16 protein-coding genes are annotated in these 22,120 nt (G+C 48.7%); 10 read left to right on the plus strand and 6 right to left on the minus strand.

The genetic code is table 11. The annotated features are described in order from the left end of the window. Positions 1 to 190: 190 nt before the first annotated feature. The 3 genes from KE626_RS27885 to KE626_RS27895 form a co-directional block, all read right to left on the minus strand. Entirely contained in the window at positions 191 to 1,357 is a 1,167-nt protein-coding gene (locus tag KE626_RS27885) for a FecR family protein (protein ID WP_211976319.1), read from the minus strand. A gap of 65 nt (positions 1,358 to 1,422) precedes the next feature. Then, complete coding sequence (locus KE626_RS27890; protein WP_211976320.1) at positions 1,423 to 2,028, minus strand: RNA polymerase sigma factor; 606 nt, start codon at positions 2,026 to 2,028, stop codon at positions 1,423 to 1,425. 336 nt (positions 2,029 to 2,364) lie between these two features. Beyond that, entirely contained in the window at positions 2,365 to 4,020 is a 1,656-nt protein-coding gene (locus KE626_RS27895) for an FAD-dependent monooxygenase (RefSeq protein ID WP_211976321.1), read from the minus strand. Between the two features lie 101 nt (positions 4,021 to 4,121). Between KE626_RS27895 and KE626_RS27900 the strand changes: the two genes are divergently transcribed. After that, complete coding sequence (locus KE626_RS27900) at positions 4,122 to 5,087, plus strand: helix-turn-helix transcriptional regulator (RefSeq protein WP_211976322.1); 966 nt, start codon at positions 4,122 to 4,124, stop codon at positions 5,085 to 5,087. 230 nt (positions 5,088 to 5,317) lie between these two features. Here the strand turns inward: KE626_RS27900 and KE626_RS27905 are convergent, their stop codons facing one another. Further along, positions 5,318 to 5,890, minus strand: a complete 573-nt coding sequence (locus KE626_RS27905; protein WP_211976323.1) for a DUF1579 domain-containing protein — start codon at positions 5,888 to 5,890, stop codon at positions 5,318 to 5,320. 144 nt (positions 5,891 to 6,034) lie between these two features. Between KE626_RS27905 and KE626_RS27910 the strand changes: the two genes are divergently transcribed. The 5 genes from KE626_RS27910 (at position 6,035) to KE626_RS27930 (ending at position 14,756) form a co-directional block, all read left to right on the plus strand. Continuing rightward, on the plus strand, positions 6,035 to 8,416 hold the full coding sequence (locus KE626_RS27910) for a GAF domain-containing protein (protein WP_211976324.1): 2,382 nt from the start codon (positions 6,035 to 6,037) through the stop codon (positions 8,414 to 8,416). A gap of 158 nt (positions 8,417 to 8,574) precedes the next feature. Continuing rightward, positions 8,575 to 9,993, plus strand: a complete 1,419-nt coding sequence (locus KE626_RS27915) for a phytoene desaturase family protein (protein WP_211976325.1) — start codon at positions 8,575 to 8,577, stop codon at positions 9,991 to 9,993. 27 nt (positions 9,994 to 10,020) lie between these two features. Then, positions 10,021 to 11,274 carry a YeiH family protein gene (locus KE626_RS27920; protein WP_211976326.1) on the plus strand — a complete coding sequence of 418 codons (1,254 nt, stop codon included), beginning with the start codon at positions 10,021 to 10,023 and terminating at the stop codon, positions 11,272 to 11,274. Positions 11,275 to 11,407: 133 nt separating this feature from the next. Beyond that, complete coding sequence (locus tag KE626_RS27925) at positions 11,408 to 13,066, plus strand: hypothetical protein (protein WP_211976327.1); 1,659 nt, start codon at positions 11,408 to 11,410, stop codon at positions 13,064 to 13,066. Between the two features lie 40 nt (positions 13,067 to 13,106). Next, the gene (locus KE626_RS27930) at positions 13,107 to 14,756 is read left to right on the plus strand and encodes a hypothetical protein (RefSeq protein ID WP_211976328.1); all 1,650 of its coding nucleotides are present in this window, start codon (positions 13,107 to 13,109) and stop codon (positions 14,754 to 14,756) included. A gap of 3 nt (positions 14,757 to 14,759) precedes the next feature. Here KE626_RS27930 and KE626_RS27935 read toward each other — a convergent pair whose 3' ends face one another. Both KE626_RS27935 and KE626_RS27940 read right to left on the minus strand, forming a co-directional pair. After that, a complete protein-coding gene (locus KE626_RS27935; protein WP_211976329.1) occupies positions 14,760 to 17,240 on the minus strand; it encodes an Hsp70 family protein in 2,481 nt (826 codons plus the stop codon). 4 nt (positions 17,241 to 17,244) lie between these two features. Next, complete coding sequence (locus KE626_RS27940) at positions 17,245 to 17,568, minus strand: hypothetical protein (RefSeq protein WP_211976330.1); 324 nt, start codon at positions 17,566 to 17,568, stop codon at positions 17,245 to 17,247. A 123-nt stretch (positions 17,569 to 17,691) separates the two neighbouring features. Here KE626_RS27940 and KE626_RS27945 point away from each other — a divergent pair, with 123 nt between their 5' ends. The 4 genes from KE626_RS27945 (at position 17,692) to KE626_RS27960 (ending at position 22,011) form a co-directional block, all read left to right on the plus strand. After that, positions 17,692 to 18,144 carry a DUF1801 domain-containing protein gene (locus KE626_RS27945; protein ID WP_249207751.1) on the plus strand — a complete coding sequence of 151 codons (453 nt, stop codon included), beginning with the start codon at positions 17,692 to 17,694 and terminating at the stop codon, positions 18,142 to 18,144. A 92-nt stretch (positions 18,145 to 18,236) separates the two neighbouring features. Next, complete coding sequence (locus KE626_RS27950) at positions 18,237 to 19,100, plus strand: sugar phosphate isomerase/epimerase family protein (RefSeq protein WP_211976331.1); 864 nt, start codon at positions 18,237 to 18,239, stop codon at positions 19,098 to 19,100. Between the two features lie 37 nt (positions 19,101 to 19,137). After that, complete coding sequence (locus KE626_RS27955) at positions 19,138 to 20,502, plus strand: Gfo/Idh/MocA family protein (protein WP_211976332.1); 1,365 nt, start codon at positions 19,138 to 19,140, stop codon at positions 20,500 to 20,502. A 57-nt stretch (positions 20,503 to 20,559) separates the two neighbouring features. Then, positions 20,560 to 22,011 (plus strand): arylsulfatase, encoded by a 1,452-nt coding sequence (locus KE626_RS27960; protein WP_211976333.1) that lies wholly within the window; start codon positions 20,560 to 20,562, stop codon positions 22,009 to 22,011. Positions 22,012 to 22,120 lie beyond the last annotated feature (109 nt).

The raw sequence follows: 22,120 nt of genomic DNA on the forward strand, positions 1-22,120 counted from the left end.
GCATTGAAAATTTCATACTTTTGTAAGGTTTGGGTGAAGTGTTTAATCGTCTTAGCGGATCTTTAAATAACTGACTCAATGAACCTTTTTGCAAAAAAGGGTTCCCTCCGGTAGTGTTCCACCACTATCGGATTTTTTATGAGTGAATTACAGGATGGGAATAGGTAATTATGCGCTCATGTGGTAGTGTTTATGGCATTACGATAATTTTTTTTCCGGATATGCTGAAATGAATCTGGCTCAGTTCCAGTACCCTCAATACTTTTGATACATTCACGTTCCTGGGTATTTTACCCGTAAACAACCGTTCGGGTATTTCTCCTTTATATTCTATTTCCACATCGTACCAGCGGCTGATCTGGCGCATGATGCTTTGTATATCGGCATTTTTAAATACGGTCATGCCATTTTTCCAGGCCACGGCATCATCGGTATCGGTGTCGGATACGGCGATATGATCGGTGAGGCGGGCCTGCTGACCCGGCGACAGCACTTTGGAATCTTTTTCATTCGTAATCCTTACGGCTCCTTCCAGCAGGGTGGTGTTGATGCTTTTTTCGTTGGCATAGGCCATAATATTGAAATGGGTGCCCAGTACCTGCACGGTCATATTATTCACTGTTACTTTAAACGGCGCATTACCATCGGGTGCTATTTCAAAATAGGCTTCCCCGGTAAGTTTTACGGCACGTTCATGGGCTGTGAATGCAACCGGGAAGGAGAGTGAAGAGGCGGCATTGAGCCACACCTTACTGCCATCGGGAAGGTTTACCTGGTATTGGCCGCCGTTGGGTGTTTGTATGGTATTGTAAGTAATGGCAGCTGCCGGTGCAGTGGCGGGATCGATGGTGTATACGAGCTGGCCATTTTTGGTTTTGGAAATATTTACGCCTGCCTGTTGAGCTACCTTACCGTTGGCGGCATCATCGAGCGCAATGCGGGAGCCATCGGCCAGCGTAAGCATGGCTTTATTGCCGCCGGGCGCAACATCAGCCGCCGGCGCCTGTTGTGCCACGGGTATGGGCCTGGCGGGTGTTTTGAAGAGGTAGATACCGGCAGTCAGCAGGGCCAGCACTACTGCTGCGGCGGCCATCCGGTACCAGTTTTTATAGGGAGATGGCAAGGCCTTTGGCAGCTGTTCTTTTTCTGCGATCAACTGCCGGAGGCGTTCCTGTTGCTGTTGGGCCTCGTTATATTGCGACTGCCCCGCCAATGCCAGTACCAGCGGCTTTAATGCGGCCACTTCTTTTTCCAGTTCAGGATCCTGCCGGAGCCGGTCTTCCCAGTACAATACATCTACCGGGTTGCGTTGCAGGCAGTAGTTGATGAATCGCTCGTCGGATATAAGTGGTGACATGTCCTTTCCGGGCATAATTGTTCAGCTGTTTCCTAATAGAGCAAAAGACGGGGAGTTTTCACTACTCAATTTGAAAATAAAATATAACCGGCAAAGGAAACGTAGAGGAGCACACTGATCAATTCTTTATTGATACCGGCTTTGAGCTTGTCCAGTGTTTTGTAGATGGTATTATAAACAGTATTTACAGAGACGCCGTTGGCGGCGGCGATTTCAGGATAAGACAGGTTCAGGAAAAACTTCTGATAGATCATCTGCTGTTGCCGGGAAGGGAGATTGGCGATATAGGCCCGTACGGTTTTGCTGAGCTGGGCAGTTTGTTCCCGGTCAATCAGCTGTTCCTCCACCGATGTGGATAACAGCCATTCCGGTAAGTCCATGGCTTCATTCACTTCTTCTACGAAAGACTCTTTGCGGAACAGTTTGCGCAGAAAAATGGTGATAATATAATTATGAAAATGATGAATTTCCCGGAGCTTCAGCCGGCTTTCCCATAAAAAAAGGAATACGTCGTTAATCACATCTTTCACCAGTTCGCTGTTAGCTCCTTTTTTTACGCCCAGGTAAGTCAGGTAGTGATAATAGTGCGTGTAGATGCGGTAGAAAGCCGGTTGGCTTTCCTGTGTTGCAAAGTCCTGCCATTCTTTCTTTAAGTCATTTCCTGGAATCATTTGGTGCTGTGGCCCTTTAAAGAAAAAACAAAGTTAAAAGTAGCGTGTGCCTACTCATTTTTGCATACCGTGTGTCAGTCTTAACAGAAACTTTACATAGCCTGGTTGACAATGGCCGGAAGTACTGTGATGCCATATTACAATTAAAACGGGGAAAAACAAAGGAGGAATTTTGTCTTGCCCGGGATTAAACTGATTTTGATGATTTAGATGATTTTTTCTTTTTTGATTTTTAAAAGATTCAGGAAGATATCAATAAAGATTCGCTTATATCTTCCCGAATCTTTTAAAAATCAAATTATAATCGCAATAAAAAAATCATCTAAATCATCAAAATCAGTTTAATCCTGGGCAAGACAATCCTGGGCAAGACAAAATCCGCTGCATTGCCGTGGTCAACGTATACTCCGGATCATCCGAACGCCAGGCGATGAAGCCGTCGGGGCGTACGAGGAGCGCCATACCGGGTTGCAGTTTGGCGGCAGTTTTCCATTCTTCCGTAGTGATACTTTTTACGGGCAGCGGAATATTAAATCGTTGTGCAACGTTGGCGGCGGTTTCCTGCCAGGCTTCCCCGTTGTCGGTGGTGATCAGTAAGAAGTGGGTAACAGCCAGGTCGATGGTAGATTGGCGTACGCCGTTTTCGTGCAGCCACAGGTGTGGAACGCGGGTACCGGGTTGTCCGTCGGCCTTGATAATGTCTGAGGCGGGAGCGGCAGGTTTCCCGGCGATAGCGGCGGAAGTATAGGTATAGTCGGGCAGCCCCAGCAAACGCTTCATCCAGGCAAAGTCTCCCTCCCGGGTGGCGTTTTCGCGTGCTTGTTTTATTATGTTGATGTTGACGAGCCCTTTATCGTTGGCCATGCTGCCGGAGAGGAGGGCGTTTTCCAGTCCTATAGGTTGCCGTTCGGGGGAGTAGGTATTCAATAGTGCGGGGGAGGCTTTTTGTTGCAGTACCAGTGCCAGTTTCCAGGCGAGGTTATGCACATCCTGCACACCGGTGGCAGCGCCTTTTCCGCCATAGGGTGTCATTTGGTGGGCAGCGTCGCCGGCAATAAAGATACGGCCATATTGCATGTTAGTCACCGCGTTGACGGTGGGTTGCCAGGGCAATACGCTGATGATACGTACAGGAAAATCAGGGATGCCGATAATTTCGCGGATAATTTGAAGCAGGCGGGTGTTGGTATAGTCCCCGGGTGTTTCGTGGTTTGCATCATAGTGAAGATGCAGTACCCATTTATCGCTGTTGTTGATGGCGGCGAGCATACCGGAAATACCGGGTCTTTCGATGACGCCGAGGCTGAATTCCCGGTCGCGTACCTGTTCTGTCAGCGGTGATTCAAAGTAAACATTCAGGAGGGTGCCCAGCGGGCCGGGGCCGGTGGTGGCGGCGTTGAGTTCGCGACGAACAGGGCTGCTGCTGCCGTCGGCTGCAATCATATACTGACAGGTAACGGTGCTGGTTTCACCGTTATCACGGTTACGGATATACGCTGTAACCTGATCGGTGGTTTGTGTAAACGACAGCAGTTCTGTATGAAAGCGAACATCGGCGCCCCGGGCAATGGCGGTTTTCAGGAGAATGGGTTCACAGAGGTCCTGGGTGCAGCGGGCGCCGGAAACAGGGCTGAGGGCGGCCAGTTTTTCCAGTTCCCGGAACTCCACGGGGTGTTTTACCCTTTCGCGGTCGGGACTCACCTGGTCGGTAATAGCCTTTAAATCGGCGCCGGCATACATTCCCCAGGCAACGGCCAGCGCTTTGCCGGCTTCGCGGATCTCGTCATCTACCTGTAGCCCCCGGAACAGCTCCATGGTACGTACATCAAAGCCGCGTGAGCGGGGATGAATGGAGGTGCTTGCATGGCGTTCCACCAGCAACGGGCGTATGCCCTGCTGTAACAGGAAAAGTGCGGCCGATAACCCCGTTAAGCCGCCGCCGATAATTAATACCGGTGTTTGTTCGTTATTCTCTTTAATTTTGTTTGGCATAACCATCTTATTATTTCCGGTAAAATTGTTGTTTTACCCACCCAACAGATGGCATATAACGGATAACTTTGTACCATTTTTGAAAATAAAACCCACCTGGTATGGTAGAGCGTACATTACCGCCGGCCCCTGCTTCCTACGATCAGATGTTTTCACCCGGCAGAGCGGTGGTACAGGACCTGGCGTTGCCTTTTGAAGATAAGCAAGGCATCATTACCCTGGCGATGTTAAACAGGATGGGCGTGGCCGACAGCCGCTTTCAAACCGATCGTATTGCGCCGCCCTGGCAGCACCTGAACAGTATGCCGTTCGTGGAAATGAATTTCATCGTGGAAGGAGATCTGTATCAAACGATAGAAGGTTTTCCCGGCAAGCGGCTATGCGCCAGGGGAGCCAACAACATTATGTTTAACCCCGGGAGCCTGGAGAAAAATGAGCTGATAGGATATGGTAAATTCCGCACTTTCGGCGTACATGTAAACCCCGACAGGATGGCCGAATTATTGACGGCCTATGTGCCGGAACTGGAAAAATATGCCGAGAAGATATACGCCGGAAAACCCTTTATACTGGAGTCGCCCGCCCCGGTGATCACCGCCGGGATGAAGTATATTTTTGATACCATCTGGCAATGCCCTAACCCGGAGGGCTTAAAAAAGCTTTATATTGAATCGAAGATACTGGACCTGCTGTCCCTGCAATGTGAAGGGTTGCTGCAACCCGTGGTAAAAAAAACGACGAGCATTCCCCGCCCGGATATCGACAAGCTGTATGCAGCACGTACCCTCCTCGAACAACAACTGGATCAACCACCTGCTTTAGCGGAGCTCTCGAAATTATGCCAGCTGAATGAATTTAAGCTGAAGAAGGGTTTCCGGGAATTGTTTAATACCACCGTATACGGCTTTGTACATGAAATGCGGTTAACAAGGGCACAGCAAATGATCCGGGAAGGACAATATAACATTTCTGAAATCGCCTATAAGCTGGGATACAGTCACCCGCAACATTTTCAGCGGGCATTTAAAAAACAGTTTGGGGTTACACCGGGTACCATGTTGCGTTAACGCGGTTTTTTTTCTTGCCCAGGATTTTTTTGCCCAGGATTAAACTGATTTTTGATGATTTAAAGGATTTTTTCTTTTTTGATTTTAAAAGATTCGGGAAGATACCAGCGAATCTTTATTTATATCTTCCTGAATCTTTTAAAATCAAATTATAATCACAATAAAAAATCCTTTAAATCATCAAAAATCAGTTTAATCCTGGGCAAAAAAATCCTGGGCAAAAAAACGCCTTACTTCCGCGTCATCACAATTTCCATGTCCTTGATTTCCTTTCCATCTACGGTCCGGTACATTTCCATGGTTTGATGATCTTTGTCGGTCCATTTTGTTACCTGGCGCAGGTTACAATCTTTGCCGGTAAGGGGATCTGTTACTTTTCCCTTTAGCTCCAGCGAGTGGGTAGCATCATCCCAGGCGCCTTCCAGGATGGTAATGCCGGTGCCCATGTTGTCGATCCAGCTGTTGATAAATACTTTGCGTTGGTTGTCGTAGGCCAGGACGCCAATGCCTTCAAAAGCCATTCCCATCATGGTGGCGGTATAGCGGCTTTCGCAGTAGCGGCCGCCCAGGATCATTTTGTTGACACAGGCGCCGGTAGTTTTGGTAGGCGGGGCATCGGGCTTTTCCCACATCGTCATATCAGCTGTCCATTCACCGTCGGCCATGGCCATTTTCTGATGAACGGGACCTGGCGTCATATACTCCATCCAGGCCTTCATCATTGCTGCAGAGTCTTGCTGCGCAAATGTTTCAGAGGTAATTAACAGGCATAAGGCAGCCGTTAACATGTAGATTGTTTTCATGATGTGCAGTGTTTAAGAAGTGTTATAACAGGGGTACAGTAGAATTACAGGATAACAAGTTAAGATATTTATTTTGTGCTGCCATGGTATGCGTGTTACACCTCCCAAATTCCATACCTTTGATACCGAAAGAATAATCCCCTTATGCAAACAACCATACTGGATGTGTCCGGAGGAAGGGCACAGACATTGGGCATCGATACAGCCATATCTTTTGAACCGTTTATAGCCTATCTTAAAAAAAGGATCAGCGAAGAACAAACGGTGAAGTCCCTGTTGTATGCAGCCGCACTCGCGCAATTCGAAGCATCGGATGGCAGCCGGCAGGATATTCCACTGGAAGAAATCACCAGCTATGAAAAGCAGCTGGAGCATATATATGCCTGTCTTTCGCCTGCCATGACTGCCGAAGACAGGATCGCATGGGGACTCAGCTACCCTTTTTTGCCCATTACTTTTTATGGTACCGATCTGTTGTTCGAGTTGCTGGGACAAAGAATGCATCATCAAAACTATGAAGTAAGCCGGCAGCCGGCCGATTATCACCGGGAGCGTTTGCAGCTGGTATATTCTTTTATCCTGCAACGGTTATATAATTTTATTGTACCGGTAAAAACCGGGCAGCATCATTCAGGGATCAATAAGCACACCGGTTTGCTGCAATATTATGAGGTAAACATCAACACCAGTTTTGTGGATGTTACAGCCAAAGGGCCTTTGCCTGAAATTGATGTGGTACAGCTGTATACGCATCTGAGTGAGGGAGGCGGATTTGAGATACTGGAAGAAATGTTGCCGCTGGAACTGTTCCGGTTCAGGGGGATCTGCGTGATCACGGTAACGGATATCACAGCAGAAAAAGCGGTGGAAAATATCCGGAAAGTACGGCTTTCGCGTACCGCGCTGGTAGAAGAAAGCAATTACCGGGAAGTGATACAGTCGCTGAAATCGTTGGTACGTGATAGTAAGATTGAGTTCGATCTGTTCCCTATGTTACGGGTTAATAATAACCCGGTGTATGGCCTGGAAAAAGGAGGAACGGGTATCCTGTTCGACGTGTGGGGGGAAGACAGGCTTACGCCGGAAGAATTCCGGCGCCAGGCAGGTGCATACGCTGCAAAACCGCTCTTCTTCTTTTCTGCTGATATCTGGCGGGAAAACATGCCGGAATACGCATTCCTCGAACATTTCCGTAAACTGAATGTGAAGTCGCTGGCGCTGATGCCCATTTTTTATGCGCACGAACTGGTGGGCGTAATGGGCGTACACACCTGGAAGGAAGATACCTTTGATGACAAAACCCTGGCATTGCTGGAACCAGCCATCAGCGCCATATCGCAGCTGTTACAGGTGTATATAGAAGAGTTTAACCTGGAGATAGAAAAGGTGATCAAGGAAAAGTTTACTTCCATACAGCCCGCTGTGCAATGGAAGTTTAACGAAGCGGCGTGGAACTACCTGTATAGCTTAAAAAAGAATTTACCCGCTACCATTCAGAATATTTTCTTTGAGCAGGTATACCCGCTGTATGGCGCCATTGATATCCGTAATTCAACTGTAGAACGGAACAAAGCAATTATTGCGGACCTGGACAGTCACCTGAGCCTGTTGGCAGCCACACTGGATGCGCTCCGGCAATACCAGCAAAACGACCTGCTAAAGGAAATGATCTTTCATTGCCAGCAATGGCAACAGGCGCTCTTGCTGCAACAACTGAGTCCTTCCGATGAAAATGAATTAAACAGGTTCCTGGAAGTAGAAGCAGTGGAATACCTCCGGCATTTTGCGGTGCAGTTTCCCAAAACGAAAGAAGCTATTGACGCCTGCCTCCAAAGTTTGGCGGGTGATGTGAATAAAGATGCGCTGGAACAGTCCATGCAACTCATCACCCAAACGGTGAACCAGTATTTCGAATCCGAGAAAGGCGCGTTGCAGGAATCCTATCCCTGCTATTTTGAAAAATTCAGAACGGATGGGGTAGAGTATGATATTTATATCGGGCAGTCTATTGCACCGGATAAACCCTTTAATCATTTCCATCTCAAAAATCTCCGTTTATGGCAGCTGTCTTCCATGGTCACTATTGCCGGATTAACCCATGGGCTGCTGTCGCAGATGCCAACAGCGCTGCGCACCACCCAGCTGATCTTTGTGCATAACCAGCCTATTGATATCAGTTTCCGTGCGGATGAAAGAAAGTTCGATGTGGAAGGTGCTTATAATATCCGTTACCAGATGATCAAGAAGCGGATCGATAAAGTACTTATCCGGCATAGCGAGGAACGTTTAACCCAACCTGATAAAATTGCGCTGATCTATTCCGACAGGAAGGATGTGGAAGATTACCTGCCCTTTATCCGTTACCTGCAACAAACCGGCGTACTGTTGCCCGAAATGGAAGAGCTGGAACTGGAAGACCTGCAGGGGCTGAGCGGTTTGCAGGCAATCCGGGTAGGGATCACGCTGGAAGCAGAAGGCACAAAGGATAAAGCAAAAGCTAATGAAGCGAATGATCAGCGCGGATAGCTATTATTTTTACTCATCATCCGGTTCATTAGCTTTTGCTTTATCCTTTGTGCTTTCTGCCTTATATTTATTCTTTCTTAAAAATAATTTGCATTCCCGTTGATAGCATACTAGGTTTGTAGACCAATAAAATCAGCCGGTGGTTGTAGGCATCACTCATGGATAAAAGAGATTTCGACGCAATAGTAGTAGGATCGGGGCCTAATGGCTTGTCTGCCGCCATCAGGCTGCAACAGGCAGGGGTGTCGGTGTTGGTGCTGGAGTCGAGGGATACGATTGGCGGGGGGATGCGTACGCAGGAGCTTACCTTGCCGGGATTTTATCACGACGTATGTGCCGCCGTGCATCCAATGGCGGTAGGTTCTCCTTTCCTGTCTACCTTACCACTGGCAGCTTACGGGCTGGAATTTGTTTATTCACCGCTTGCTGCGGCGCATCCTTTCGACGATGGCAGCGCTGCCATCCTTGCCCGGTCGCTGGACGACACCGCCGCGGCCCTGGGGGCAGACGGGGCGACATATCGCCGCCTCATAAAGCCGGTAGCCGATCATTGGGAAGAGATAGCTGCTGATATCCTGGGTCCGCTTTCTTTTCCGCGGCATCCGCTGAGGATGGCGCGTTTCGGACTGGATGCGTTGCGTTCGGCAGAGGCGATATCCAAACGGTTTTCCACTACGGCGGCGAAAGGGCTGTGGGCAGGAATGGCGGCGCATGCCATACAACCGCTTACCAATATCGCTTCAGCAGCGGTTGGAATGGTGTTATTGTCTATCGGGCACCGGCATGGATGGCCTGTTCCCAAAGGCGGTTCCCGGGCCATCGGAAATGCGCTGTCGCAATATTTTATTTCGCTGGGTGGTAAAATTCAAACAGGCGTTCACGTTAGTTCGCTGTCGCAGTTGCCATCGCATCATGCGGTGTTGTTTGATCTTACGCCTAAACAGTTGCTGACTATAGCAGGAGAGCAGTTTTCGCCGCATTATAAACGACAGCTCACGCGATACCGTTATGGGCCGGGCGTGTTTAAAATAGACTGGGCGCTGAACGGCCCTGTACCATTTTCCGCGCCGGAATGCCGGCAGGCGGCTACGGTACACCTGGGCGGAAGCTTTGCTGAAATAGCATTGTCGGAACAGCGTGCCTATAGCGGACAGCCAAATACGGCGCCTTTTGTGTTACTGACGCAGCAAAGCCTGTTTGATCACAGGGCGCCCGAGGGTAAACATACCGCCTGGGCATATTGCCATGTGCCCAACGGTGATACAACGGATATGACGGAGATCATAGAAAAACAGGTAGAACGGTTTGCACCCGGTTTCCGCGATCTGATCCTGGCAAAGCATACATTCAATGCACAGCAGATGGAAACCTATAACCCGAATTATGCAGGCGGTGATATCAATGGTGGTATTATTGATATCCGGCAGTTGTATGCCCGCCCTGTTCCACGTTTGAACCCTTACCGTACATCAGCGAAAGGGATCTATATCTGTTCTTCCGCCACACCTCCGGGTGGAGGGGTACACGGAATGTGCGGCTACCATGCAGCCAACACAGTGCTGAAAGATATTTTTTAAAGCAGTCAATATCATCAATGAATCTATATGCCTACAGTAAAATCTTATTTGCAGGAAGACTGGGCGATTGTTATGCTTGGTTTCCTGATCATCCTTCTTTCGGTAGCCGGTGTAGTGGTGGCTTTGCCGGAGTACAAGTGGAGTACTGCCGAAGACCTGACCGGTAAAGTTTTAACCGGCGCCAATTTATTGAAGATCGGCGCACAGTTTATTTATGTGATTGCCATAGCTGCGCTGGGATCTTTTCTCACAGGGAAATCAGTAAAAAATACGCTGCTGGTTTTCCCGGTAGTATTTATACTCACCACACTGGCGCTGATCGTAGCCGGTAACGCCACCATGAATGATTATGGACTGGAAGCCGTTATTTTCAGTCTTATTATCGGCTTGCTGATCGGCAACCTGTTTAAGCTGCCGGCCTGGTTCCGGGAGTCGCTCACGTCGGAGTTTTTTGTGAAAATAGGATTGGTGCTGCTGGGTACCACCATTATTTTTTCCGATGTGATGAAAGCCGGCGCACTGGGCCTGGTACAGGCATTGGCGGTGGTACTGTCCGTATGGTATTTTTCTTACTGGGTATGTAAACGCCTGAAAATAGACAATGAGCTCACCATGATGTTATCCAGCGCAGTATCTATTTGCGGGGTATCTGCCGCCATCGCTACTTCGGGCGCCATTAAGGGAGATGCTAAAAAGCTGTCGCTGGTCATTTCCCTGGTACTGATCACGGCTATCCCGATGATGATCTTTATGCCCATGATTGCGCATTACTTTAACTTCCCGGAAGCGGTAACAGGCGCCTGGCTGGGCGGCAGCATTGACACTACCGGTGCGGTAGTGGCGTCGGGCTCACTGGTAGGTGAAACCGCGCTGAAGATCAGTACTATCGTTAAATTTTCGCAGAACGTATTGCTGGGAGTAGCGGCATTCGCTATCTCTGTATACTGGACCTATACCAAACATCCCAACGCGGGTGATGCCAATACCAAACCCACTTTAAAAGTGATATGGGAGCGCTTCCCGAAGTTTGTGATCGGCTTTATCGCTGCCTCGCTGGTGTTTTCCTTTTTCGTTTCACCGGCCACCATCGCCAGTGTAAAAGGACCCTTGAAAAGTTTGCAGGGACTCTGGTTTGCGCTCGCATTTACCAGCATAGGACTGGAAACAAATTTCAAAGACCTGGTGGGTACAGAAAGCAGGAAACCCGTATATGCGTTCCTGGTAGCCCAGTCGTTTAATGTGCTGATAACGCTGGTGCTGGCTTACCTGCTGTTTTCTTAGCTGAATGCAGAAAGCATAAAGCAAAAAGCTATTGAAGCGAATGATTGATGGGGATATTAATATTTAATCGCTTTGATCATTCGCTTCAATAGCTTTATGCTTTTTGCTTTCAGCTTTTTGCTAATTTTATGATATGAAATACCACAATCCCGTTGCCGTCCTGGAAAGAATGAATGGCAAAGCCATTGACCCAACGGATACAGCCGCTGTTGCTCTTCTCCGGAAAAAAATGCTGGCAGAACTGGAGCTAACAGCCGATAAGGTATTACAAGTAGCGGGGGAGTGGTGGAGTAAAAATGACCTGCTGGTTTTTTTTGACAGGCTGCAATCCCCCGCGGAATTACATTTTCACCAGGAAATTAATAACGATCCTGTTTTATCACAGTTCCTGGAAACAGGAACGATGGCAGGATTGTTTGCAGATAAGGCGCTATATAAAGACAATTCCTTCCTGTCTTTTATAGCGCCTTTTTATGAGCCGTTGTTTACCGCAGCAGTACTAACAGGTTTACAACAACGACAGGTAACTGTCCTGCAATACCTGTTTGGTAACCCGTTGCTGATTCCCGGTGAACAGGTAAAACGCAGTTATGATAAAATATTCCGTTTCCTCGGTGAGCAATATACTGCCCTGGAAAATTTACGGCTCGTGATGGAAAGAGACCGGCGAACCTTCCTGTGGAAAGAAGAAGCGGGGCCATATGTCAGCTACACACAGGTAAAGTTGCTGAATGCCTTGCCGGACGTGTTTATGGAATGGAGAAGCAGCTATGGCATCCTGATGATTAACGTTGCGTTGGTACTGAGTTCGATCGGTGAGCGGAAAATCGCGTTAGGCATCCTGGAAGATGTGCAACGGTTAAAGAGCACCGCGCATGTACAGGAAAATGCCACACACTTTATCAGTTACGTAAAAGAGGCGATGAAAACCGGCATCGAAATTTTTGGCGAACACAATACACCGTTTGATAAATTGCTGGCCAGGTGGAATTTATCGAGAGACGGGTTGTTAAGAATCGCCGTTGCAATTTTTATTATGGTGGTGATCGGCATTGGCTCGCGCTACGAAAAAGAAAGACACCCGGCGGAATTATATTATTCGACTGCTGATCAGAGCCCTTTTGGAGGCTCCCGTACTTATTGGACGATGCAGTATTTATTATCCCAGTTGGAATCGAATACGGTTGACCGGGCTGTCACCATTAAAGGACATACGGGAACAGTTATCCCCAAAACAGGCGATGACCTGTATGGCCCGCAGTTAATGGCCGCATTGGGGGAGCAGGGCGATGTGGGGAAATTTTTTACAGAACCACGGTATGACGCAGGCAGGCCGGTGTTAAAAGAAGACAGTACGTTTACAGATCCGCAACACCGGCAGAGTTTGTGCGTATTTAACCGCGTGGAAGCAGGACTGATCACGATTATTCAAACACCCGATTCGTTCTATTCCCGTTATGTATCCGCGCACGACAGCGTGTTTGTGCCGCTGCCGCTTGCCCTCAGCCAGGTATATTTTTATTTGGGGCTATACTGGAGCCCGGAATGGTCAGCAGCTGCGGCAATGAAATATGTGCCGGATTACCGTGCGAAAGGTTTTTTCCTGTTGCCTTATTTTAATTCTGTGTCATTTTTACGGCAATCGCGTATGCAGTTTGTGTTAGACAGTAACTACTGGAAAACATCCAACCGGTATATGCCGGTGGAAATTTCGCTGTCCGGGGCGCAGCAACTGCAGCTGAAAAGATTATCGGATAATGTGAATGGCACAGACATCAAGATAGGAGAGTAGCACGCCTGCTTTTACATCTTTTTGCTTATTTTGCCGGCAGATGAAGTACCTGAACCCCCTTACACTACTTGATAAAATGAATGGCGGACCCGTGGATGTGCGGGACAACACCGCGTTAACCCTTCTCCGGAAAAAAATGCTGGCAGGGCTGGACCTTACCGATGATAAAGCATTGCAGGTAAACGGGCAGCTGTTCAATAAGCATGAGCTGCTGCAGTTTTTTGACCGGTTACAATCAACGGATATCCTTCGTTTTCATCAACAGGTAGCCGCAGATGCCGTGTTGGTACATTTCCTGAAAACAGGGGAAATGAAAGGCCAACTGGCAGATCAGCCCTGGTATGAGGATCCCGGATTCCTGGTATTTATTGCGCCATATTATGAGCCGCTGTTTACAGCAGCGGTACTTAACAGTTTACAGCAAGCCGACGTTGCCGCCACGCAACACCTCTTTGCGGCGCCCTTGCTCATGGACGGTGCGCATACAACGGCCAGTTACCGGCAGATTTTGCGTCATCTCAAAGGGTGGGAAAATGAGCTGAAAACCGCCCTGGCGGAGTTGGATAATGGGGCTGCATTTACCTGGAAATACCTGGCACACCTGGCCAATACAAAACTGATACAGCAATTGAACAGTTTGCCGGCAGAATTTCACCAGTGGAGAATTGATTATAGTATCAGTCTTATTAACCTGGCGATCGCCATTTATACAAAAGATTTTAAACGCAGCATGGCGGTATTGGACCTGGTATCGCAGCTGCAAACCTCCGACTATGTGCAGGAGCGGGTGGTGATCCGCAGGGCAGAACTGCAGCAACTGAGAAAGCAGCAGCTGCATAAACGCCCGGCAGAAACATGGTTAGGCCGCCTGATAAAGCCTTTCTGGCCGGCCTGGTTAACGGAGAAAAAAGCATACCTGATTTTTTTCTGTTTGTTGCTGGGTATTGGTATTGTATTGGATATCCGGGACCAGTCCGGCAGAAAAAACAGCAAAAGTGTGCCGTCACATAATGTTGACTTTTTTGCCGGGAGCCGCACCGGGGCGCAAATGAAATACCTGGTGGCACAATTGCAGCATATGGTTCCCGGGCAGCTGCAGGATACGCCTGTAAAGGATTCAGGGCTGCTTGCCCCGCAAACGGGAACGGATGTATATGGCCCGGCTTTTATGGGAGTATTAAAACCCGGTAAATTGCCGGGCGCAGCGAAGGCTAACGGTGACGAACAAACGTACAGTGCAGCAGCAATAGATAGTGCTGCTTTCCTGGATCCGCTGCATAAGCAAAGCGTAAAGCTGTATAACCGCTTACCGGCAGGGCTGGTTGCGCTGGTACAAACGCCGGATTCTTTGTATTCCCGCTTTGTGGCCCCGCATGATAGTGTGTTCTTACCATTGCTGGCAGGTATTGCCAACCGCCTATATTTTTATGCAGGGGAAAACTGGACGATCTCCAAACAATCGGGGACGCCCTATGACAGTACTTATCGCGTCAATGGATTTTTTATGTCACCCTACAAAAACTCCGCTGTTTTTCTCACCGAAACGGCATTGGTATATACGCTGGATCCGGCCTACTGGCGCCGGTCTAACAGGTATATTCCTTTAGAGATCAACACAGAAGGGGACCACCTGTTTTTGAACATGATGGATAACGATGCAACGGGGGTAGATCTTTACCTCGGAGAATAGCGTTTAGCCGATACCGGTACCTTTCAGCTGATCGCCTTCTTTGGTATCCGGCAGCAGGTGGTAGAGCTGGTTCACCACCACTTTTAGTTCATCATAGTTTTTCCGTTCCAGCGCTTTTTCGCCGGCATCTTTAAAGCGGGCGGCCTTTTGCGGGTCCGTATAATCATCGGTGGTAACGCTGGCATAGTAGTAATAGGCATTGATCCAGGTTTCCGGTTTGTTGCGCCTGATTTCCCATCCCAGGTCATCCAGTTCATCTATTTTTGCCTTGATGGTATAATAGCTTTGTGAAGAAAGGTAACTGCTTTCGTCGGCGGTTATTTTTTCAAAGCGGGCGATGCGGCTGTCGTCTTCCTGTTCGCGGATAGTTTGTAAACAGTATTCTTTCCTTTTAAAATACTGTTCTGTAATTTCAAGGATTTGCTGGTCTTTCCCGGTACTGTCCAGTTGCTGGGCCAGTTTACGTTTCTTTTCTTCGAGCTGGTATTTTTCGTCGGTTACATCATCGTCGCTGATCGTGTCGATACGACTGCTCACCTGGTTCAGGTCTTCCTGTATTTGTTGCACCGCAGCTGCTAGTTCGTACTGCTGCCTGCTTTTAAACGATTTCATTTTGGCGGCTGCTTTCTGATACAGTTGCCGGATATCATCTTTTAATTTACCGATGTTGATTTGCCGCACCTGCGGATTAAACACTTCTGAAAATTCCTGTTCATTCATGAGCAGTACTGCTTTTACCGATAGGTCCCTGCTTTCGCTGATTTGCAGGGTGATTTCCACATCGGAGCCTTTTACCAGGTCGGTGAGCAGATCGGTGCTTTTTATTTCTATCATGCCCAGGGGCACACAGCTGCCGGGAACGGCATAGCGGCTGCCTTCCACCACATGGATCAGCAGGCTGTCCTGTCCGGTCCGCAGGATGTTTTTCATCACTTCTTTTACGATGGTTTTACGAAGCGGGAGGATGGCATTTTTTTCAAAGATGAGTTCCAGTTTGGTGGTATTATTTTCCAGGTCATCTATTTCTATGCAGATATCGTTGGGCAGCGGTTGACCGTGGATATTGAATTTTCCCTGTGTGATGGAAATAACCGGCGTATCGGCGGATATTTCATGATGGGCAGCGTCAAATACCAGGATATTGAACTGGTTATTGGTATTTTCTGCCAGTAGCAGCATTTCGGAAATCCGCTCCTGCAGGGGTTTTATGCCACTGTCATAGCCGCCATCGGCACGTACAATGCGATAGCTGAGTCCTGTTACCGGTCCGGTAACAATAGCGGTGAAATATTCTTCCTTATCGGCTGTATTTTTCTGATAGGCTGTTTTGAAATGAATGTTTACCGGGGCGCCGCTGTGTTGTCTTTTTTCAGGCGATTCCGGCGCGGAAACGGAACGGGTGCCTGCATACCATGCTGCGCCTGTTGCCACTGCCGTGGTGGGGTCTACACTGCAGTTTACCGGTATATCCAGTTGCGCGGTGACCAGTTGTTTTACCAGCGGTATATAGGTGCTGCCACCGATCATCACTACTTCCATAATATCGGCAGCTGAGAGATGGTTTCTGTCGAGTATCTTTTTTACCAGGTCTACAGAATACTGGATGGTATCGTAGATCACTGATTCAAATTGTTCCCGGGTGATGGTGAGATAGATGTCCTGCTCATCGATTTCGAATTCAATTTCAGCGGAGGGGCTGTTGCTGAGCTGTACTTTTACCTCTTCTGCTTTTTTCAGCAGGATGTGATACAGGGTATTGTACTTGCCCCGTGCGCTGCGCAGTTCCGTGAGCAGTTCCGGGTAGGCGCCCTGTTGCTGCAGATGCGGCACCACCAGTTTTTCGATGATGGCAATGTCGAAGTCCACGCCGCCCAGGTAGTTATCTCCTTCGTGATCGGTGACCCGCATTTCTCCGTCAACGATTTTCACCAGGGCTACGTCGAAGGTTCCGCCGCCAAGGTCGTATACGAGCCATTGGCCCTGCAGGCTGGCGGCGTTGACTTGTTTGTTGGCAAAAGCGAGACTGGCGGCAATGGGTTCCTGCAACAGCTGTACTTCCCGGAACCCCGCATCGTTACCAGCTTTTTTGGTAGCGTTGGATTGAATGGTATCGAAAGAAGCGGGGATGGTAATGACTACTGCATCGGGTTTTTCGCCGGTATAGATAAAGTTCCGGAGTTCCCGCAGCACAATGGCCGACAGTTCCACCGGTGTTTTAAAATCACTGCTATTGGGCACAAAAAAGGATTCTGAGGTACCCATTTTTCTTTTGAAAGAAGAAAACACATTTTCCGGATCTTTTTCTATCAGCTCCCTCGCTTTGTCGCCCACAATGATCCTGTCTTTCCTGAATGCCACTACTGATGGCAATGTTTCTTTCTGACCAAAAGGATTTTTGAATATTTCTACGGTACCGTTCTGGAACCTGGCGATCAGGGAGTTGGTAGTACCCAGATCAATTCCGAAATTAATTTGCTGGCTCATAGGTTTATTTTGCGGCGGCGATAACGACCCCTTTTTGTAATATGGATTTTTGTCCACCTGCAGTAAAGTATACCACGGGTTTTATCACATTTACGATTTCCATTTCGGACGACATTTCCCCTGTGATACTGGCTTCATAGTCGACCCTCGTTTCCCGGTAAGCTTCTCCCAGCGGGTTCAGGATGGTATAGCCGGCCTCCTCAAAATGTTGCTTGATGCGGTCGATATTGCGTTGCAGGGACGATAGCTCCGGTTTGGCAGCTGTTTTCTTATCCAGTTCAAATACCTGGTTAATGATCCTGATATGTAGGGTTAATAGTGGGTCCATTCAGTCAATTGTGTTGTTCACAAATATAACAGATAATTCGCTGTGTTTTTGGCGGAGTTTAGGTCATGGGGTGGCGTCCGGAACGCCGGAAATGAGTATCTTCATCCGGTAAAATCCATGGCCATGACATCAGCTGCCAACACTCCGGAAGAATATATTGCATCATTGCCGCCCGGCAGGAAGGAAGTTATTTCCCGGCTCTGGGAGGTGCTGCTGCAACATATACCCAAAGGCTTCCGGGAACAGATGTTGTATGGAATGCCCGGTTTCGTAGTGCCGCATACGTTATACCCTGCCGGGTATCATTGCGATCCGAAGCTGCCGTTGCCTTTTATCAGTATTGCCTCACAAAAGAACTATGTCTCCTTTTACCATATGGGGCTGTATGATCCCGCTTTGCTGGATTGGTATACCGGGGGCTGGAAAAAGTTGTCGGCAAAGAAACCGGATATCGGGAAAGGCTGTATCCGCTTCAAAAATACGGCTGATATTCCCTATGAACTGTTAGGCGGACTGGCCGCCAAACTTACGCCACAGCAATGGATTCAGCGCTATGAAGATACGATGAAGCGATAAGTGCGTTACGCTCTTCCCACAAATTTTGTTTTTCCGGAATTAGATATTATCTTAAAGCTGTTCCGCTTTCCACATTAAATATATCCTGCGTTATGAAAACTTGGTTGTTATTCATCTTTTCCCTGGTTATACACCCGTTTTTGCAATCGAATGCACAGACGCCGTTACCTGCTATTGGTATTTGTACCTCCTTTTCGAACGACAGTCTCGCCGCGGCGAGCGGGTTTACTTACGTGGAAGAAACCGTACGCAAGATTTTGTCGCCTTCCCTGAGTGAGGCACAGTTCCGAGAACAGCTGCATGCGCTGCGCAGCAGCCGTTGTAAGGTGCAAAGCTGTAACGTATTTGTGCCGGGATATATTAAATTAACAGGCAGTGAGGTAAACGAGGCAAGGGTATTGGGTTATGTGGACTCTGTGATGCAGCGGGCTAAAATTGCGGGCATAAAACTTATTGTGCTGGGCAGCGGGGAAGCGCGTAAAATGCCGGAGGGTACTGACCGGCCGAAGGCGGTGCAACAGTTTGTGCAGTTAGGGCGCAAAATGGCCGTCATCGCTGCTAAGTACGATGTGGTCATTGCTATGGAGAACCTCAATCAATCAGAAACCAATTTTGTAAATACGCTGACAGAGGGTATTGAAGTAGCCACCGCTATTCATCATCCTAACTTCCGGTTAACGGCCGACATTTATCATATGCTGCGGGAAAATGAATCTGCCGCCAGTATTGAAAAGGCGAAAGGGCTGCTGGTGCACTGTCATATTGCAGAAAAGGAAAAGCGGTCGGCCCCCGGTGTGACAAAGGAAGATTTCCGGCCATATTTTGCAGCACTGCATAAAATAGATTTTACCGGCCATATCATGATGGAATGCCGCTGGGATGACCCGGCCACAGAGTATAAACCGGCATTTGATTACCTGGAAGGGCAGCTGAAAGAAGCCTGGGTAACTAAATAAAAAAATAACACGCTATAAAAACTGAAAACTACTTTGTATGTCTGACTCAACAAAAACAAGGCGGGAGTTCCTGCAACAATCGTTACTGGCAGGAGCCGGTATTACCCTCAGTGCGATGGGCATGCCTGCCAGCAGTTATGCCCGTATCATGGGCGCCAACGACCGTGTAAATGTGGGCCTGGTAGGCTTCTCCGATCGTGCGCGACAGGCATTGCTACCTTCCTTTTTTAACAACAACAAGGAACTCAATTTTGACCTGGTTGCTGTTTCCGATATATGGAACAGGCGAAGAGAGGAAGGAAAAGCTTTCCTGGAGAATAAAACAGGGCATAGCGTACAAGCTTGTGTGAATAATGATGAACTATACAAAATAAAAGGACTGGATGCGGTGTTTATTGCATCGGCCGATTTTCAGCATGCCTATCATACCATAGAAGCGGTACAAAACAAATGTGATGTATACAGCGAAAAACCGTTTGCGGAAACCATGGAAGATGCCCGCAACGCACTCAAAGCGGTGAAGGCTTCCGGCCGCATTATGCAGGTAGGTACGCAGCGCCGCAGCGGACCGAGCTATCACGCTGCCGCCAATTTTATACAGCAGGGTAAGTTTGGTCCCATTACCATGGTAGAAATGACCTGGAATGTGAATCAGCCCGGTCGCTGGCGTCGTCCGGACCTGGTAAAATCTATCCGCGAATCGGACACCGACTGGAAACGCTTCCTGGCCGGCCGGCCGCAGGATAGCTGGGATCCCCGCAAATACCTGGAATTCCGCCTGTTCTGGCCATATTCTTCCGGTATCTTCGGTCAGTGGATGACACACCAGATCGATACGGTACACTGGTTCAGCGGTTTGAAACATCCCCGTACCGCCGTAGCCAACGGCGGCATCTATATGTGGAAAGATGGCCGTAAAAATGCGGATACCCTCACCGCTGTATTTGAATACGGTCCTGAAAACGACCCGGGCAGCGGTTTCCAGGTAATGTATAGCAGCCGTTTCCATAATTCGGCCGGCGGCACCAAGGAAATTTATTATTCCAATGGGGGCACCATCGACATGTCTACCAACAAAATCAGTTCCACCGGAGGTTTAACAGAAAAAGAAGCACAGGAAATGGGGATGCATGCCAACCTGCTCACCGGTCAAACGCTGAGCGATGCCGAAGCCGCTGCTACCAGCGCCAACACCGGCGGCGATCCGCTTACCAATGCGCATGTACGCAACTGGATGACGTGTGTGCGTGAACGTAAGCAACCCAATGCACCAATAGAAGCAGCTTATTCGCACTCCATTGCGCTGATCATGGGCAATGCCGCCTACCGCACCGGTATGAAGGCGACCTTTGATGAGGCTACCCAGGAGGTGATGGTAGGCGGTAAGGTGTTTACGCTGTGAATAAATGCCGGGTGATCCAAAATACTTTGTATTTTGGGTCGCTTAGAACGTCGCACAATGAACAGGAACAATTTTTTTAAGTGCCTGCCCCTGGCAGCAGGGGTGGCGCTTTTATCGCTGCCGGTGAAAGCCCAGCAAAGGGCCGCTACTACACCCAACATCGTTTTTATTCTCGCAGATGATTTAGGTTATGGAGACCTGAGCGCTTATGGTCAGCGTAAATTCAGTACACCGCATATAGATCAACTGGCCAAACAAGGGATGCGGTTTACACAGTTTTACGCCGGCACTTCCGTATGCGCTCCTTCAAGGGCATCGCTGATAACCGGTTTACATACCGGGCATACCTTTATCCGCGGTAACAAGGAAGTGAAACCGGAAGGACAACAGCCCATTGCCGATACCGTTGTTACAATAATGGAAGTATTGAAAAAAGCAGGTTATACTTCCGGTATCTTTGGTAAATGGGGACTAGGGCCCGTAGGCTCTTCCGGCGATCCGCTGAAACATGGAACGGACCGTTTCTACGGCTACAACTGCCAGCGGGAATCACACCGCTATTTCCCCACACACCTGTGGGACAATGGCAACAAAGTAGTGTTGACCGAAAACGGTCAGCTGGAACAAATGAAAACATACGCGCCGGCGCTGATACAGCAACAGGCATTACGTTTCCTGGAAGACAATAAAAATAAACCTTTCTTTTTATACCTCACCTATACACTGCCCCATGCAGAACTGCAGGTGCCGGATGATAGTCTTTTCCGCCATTTTAAAGGCAAATTCGCGGAACAACCTTACAAAGGAAACGACTACGGGCCCAAAGCTACCGTACCCGGTTATGCCTCACAGGCCTATCCGCACGCCACTTTCGCCACCATGGTTACCCGCCTGGACAACTACGTAGGGGAGGTAATGGAACGCTTAAAAGCATTGGGACTGGATAAAAATACCCTGGTGATATTCACCAGCGATAATGGACCGCATACAGAAGGAGGCGCAGATCCGGCTTTCTTTAACAGCGCCGGCGGTTTCCGCGGTGTAAAGCGCGACCTCTATGAAGGCGGTATCCGTGAGCCCTTTATTGCCCGCTGGCCCGGTAAAATCAAAGCCGGCAGCACCAATCATTTCCAGGGCGCTTTCTGGGATATTATGCCTACCCTGGCGCAACTAACCAACGCACCTGCTATGCCCTATACTGACGGCGTATCCCTGCTGCCAACATTAACCGGCGGTAAAGGACAACAGCAGCAGCCGTATCTCTATTGGGAATTCCATGAAGACGGTGGCCGTCAGGCAATAAGACAAGGCAAATGGAAAGCCGTGCGCCAACAGGCGCAGCAACATCCGGATGCACCGATCGAATTATATGATCTGACAAAAGACCCTGCAGAAGCGAAGAACGTAGCTGCTGCCCATCCAGATATTGTCCGCAAAATGGCGACCTACATGAAAGAGGCACACGTGGAAACGCCGTTGTATCCATTTACAACAGCGGTTAGCCATTAGCTGTTAGCTTTTAGTAAATGCAGCGGATATTTTCTTGCCCAGGATTAGACTGATTATGACGATTTTTAGGATTATTTTTTTTTGATTAAAAAAGGATTAGCGAAGACCG

Origin of the sequence: Chitinophaga hostae (genome assembly GCF_018224885.1) — a bacterium.
GTDB lineage: Bacteria > Bacteroidota > Bacteroidia > Chitinophagales > Chitinophagaceae > Chitinophaga > Chitinophaga hostae.

Excerpts from the sequence above, each read along its gene's own strand:
- KE626_RS27885 (WP_211976319.1), bottom strand. The coding sequence starts at position 1,357 with ATGTCACCACTTATATCCGACGAGCGATTCATCAACTACTGCCTGCAA.
- KE626_RS27890 (WP_211976320.1), bottom strand. The coding sequence starts at position 2,028 with ATGATTCCAGGAAATGACTTAAAGAAAGAATGGCAGGACTTTGCAACA.
- KE626_RS27895 (WP_211976321.1), bottom strand. The coding sequence starts at position 4,020 with ATGCCAAACAAAATTAAAGAGAATAACGAACAAACACCGGTATTAATT.
- KE626_RS27900 (WP_211976322.1), top strand. The coding sequence starts at position 4,122 with ATGGTAGAGCGTACATTACCGCCGGCCCCTGCTTCCTACGATCAGATG.
- KE626_RS27905 (WP_211976323.1), bottom strand. The coding sequence starts at position 5,890 with ATGAAAACAATCTACATGTTAACGGCTGCCTTATGCCTGTTAATTACC.
- KE626_RS27910 (WP_211976324.1), top strand. The coding sequence starts at position 6,035 with ATGCAAACAACCATACTGGATGTGTCCGGAGGAAGGGCACAGACATTG.
- KE626_RS27915 (WP_211976325.1), top strand. The coding sequence starts at position 8,575 with ATGGATAAAAGAGATTTCGACGCAATAGTAGTAGGATCGGGGCCTAAT.
- KE626_RS27920 (WP_211976326.1), top strand. The coding sequence starts at position 10,021 with ATGCCTACAGTAAAATCTTATTTGCAGGAAGACTGGGCGATTGTTATG.
- KE626_RS27925 (WP_211976327.1), top strand. The coding sequence starts at position 11,408 with ATGAAATACCACAATCCCGTTGCCGTCCTGGAAAGAATGAATGGCAAA.
- KE626_RS27930 (WP_211976328.1), top strand. The coding sequence starts at position 13,107 with ATGAAGTACCTGAACCCCCTTACACTACTTGATAAAATGAATGGCGGA.
- KE626_RS27935 (WP_211976329.1), bottom strand. The coding sequence starts at position 17,240 with ATGAGCCAGCAAATTAATTTCGGAATTGATCTGGGTACTACCAACTCC.
- KE626_RS27940 (WP_211976330.1), bottom strand. The coding sequence starts at position 17,568 with ATGGACCCACTATTAACCCTACATATCAGGATCATTAACCAGGTATTT.
- KE626_RS27945 (WP_249207751.1), top strand. The coding sequence starts at position 17,692 with ATGACATCAGCTGCCAACACTCCGGAAGAATATATTGCATCATTGCCG.
- KE626_RS27950 (WP_211976331.1), top strand. The coding sequence starts at position 18,237 with ATGAAAACTTGGTTGTTATTCATCTTTTCCCTGGTTATACACCCGTTT.
- KE626_RS27955 (WP_211976332.1), top strand. The coding sequence starts at position 19,138 with ATGTCTGACTCAACAAAAACAAGGCGGGAGTTCCTGCAACAATCGTTA.
- KE626_RS27960 (WP_211976333.1), top strand. The coding sequence starts at position 20,560 with ATGAACAGGAACAATTTTTTTAAGTGCCTGCCCCTGGCAGCAGGGGTG.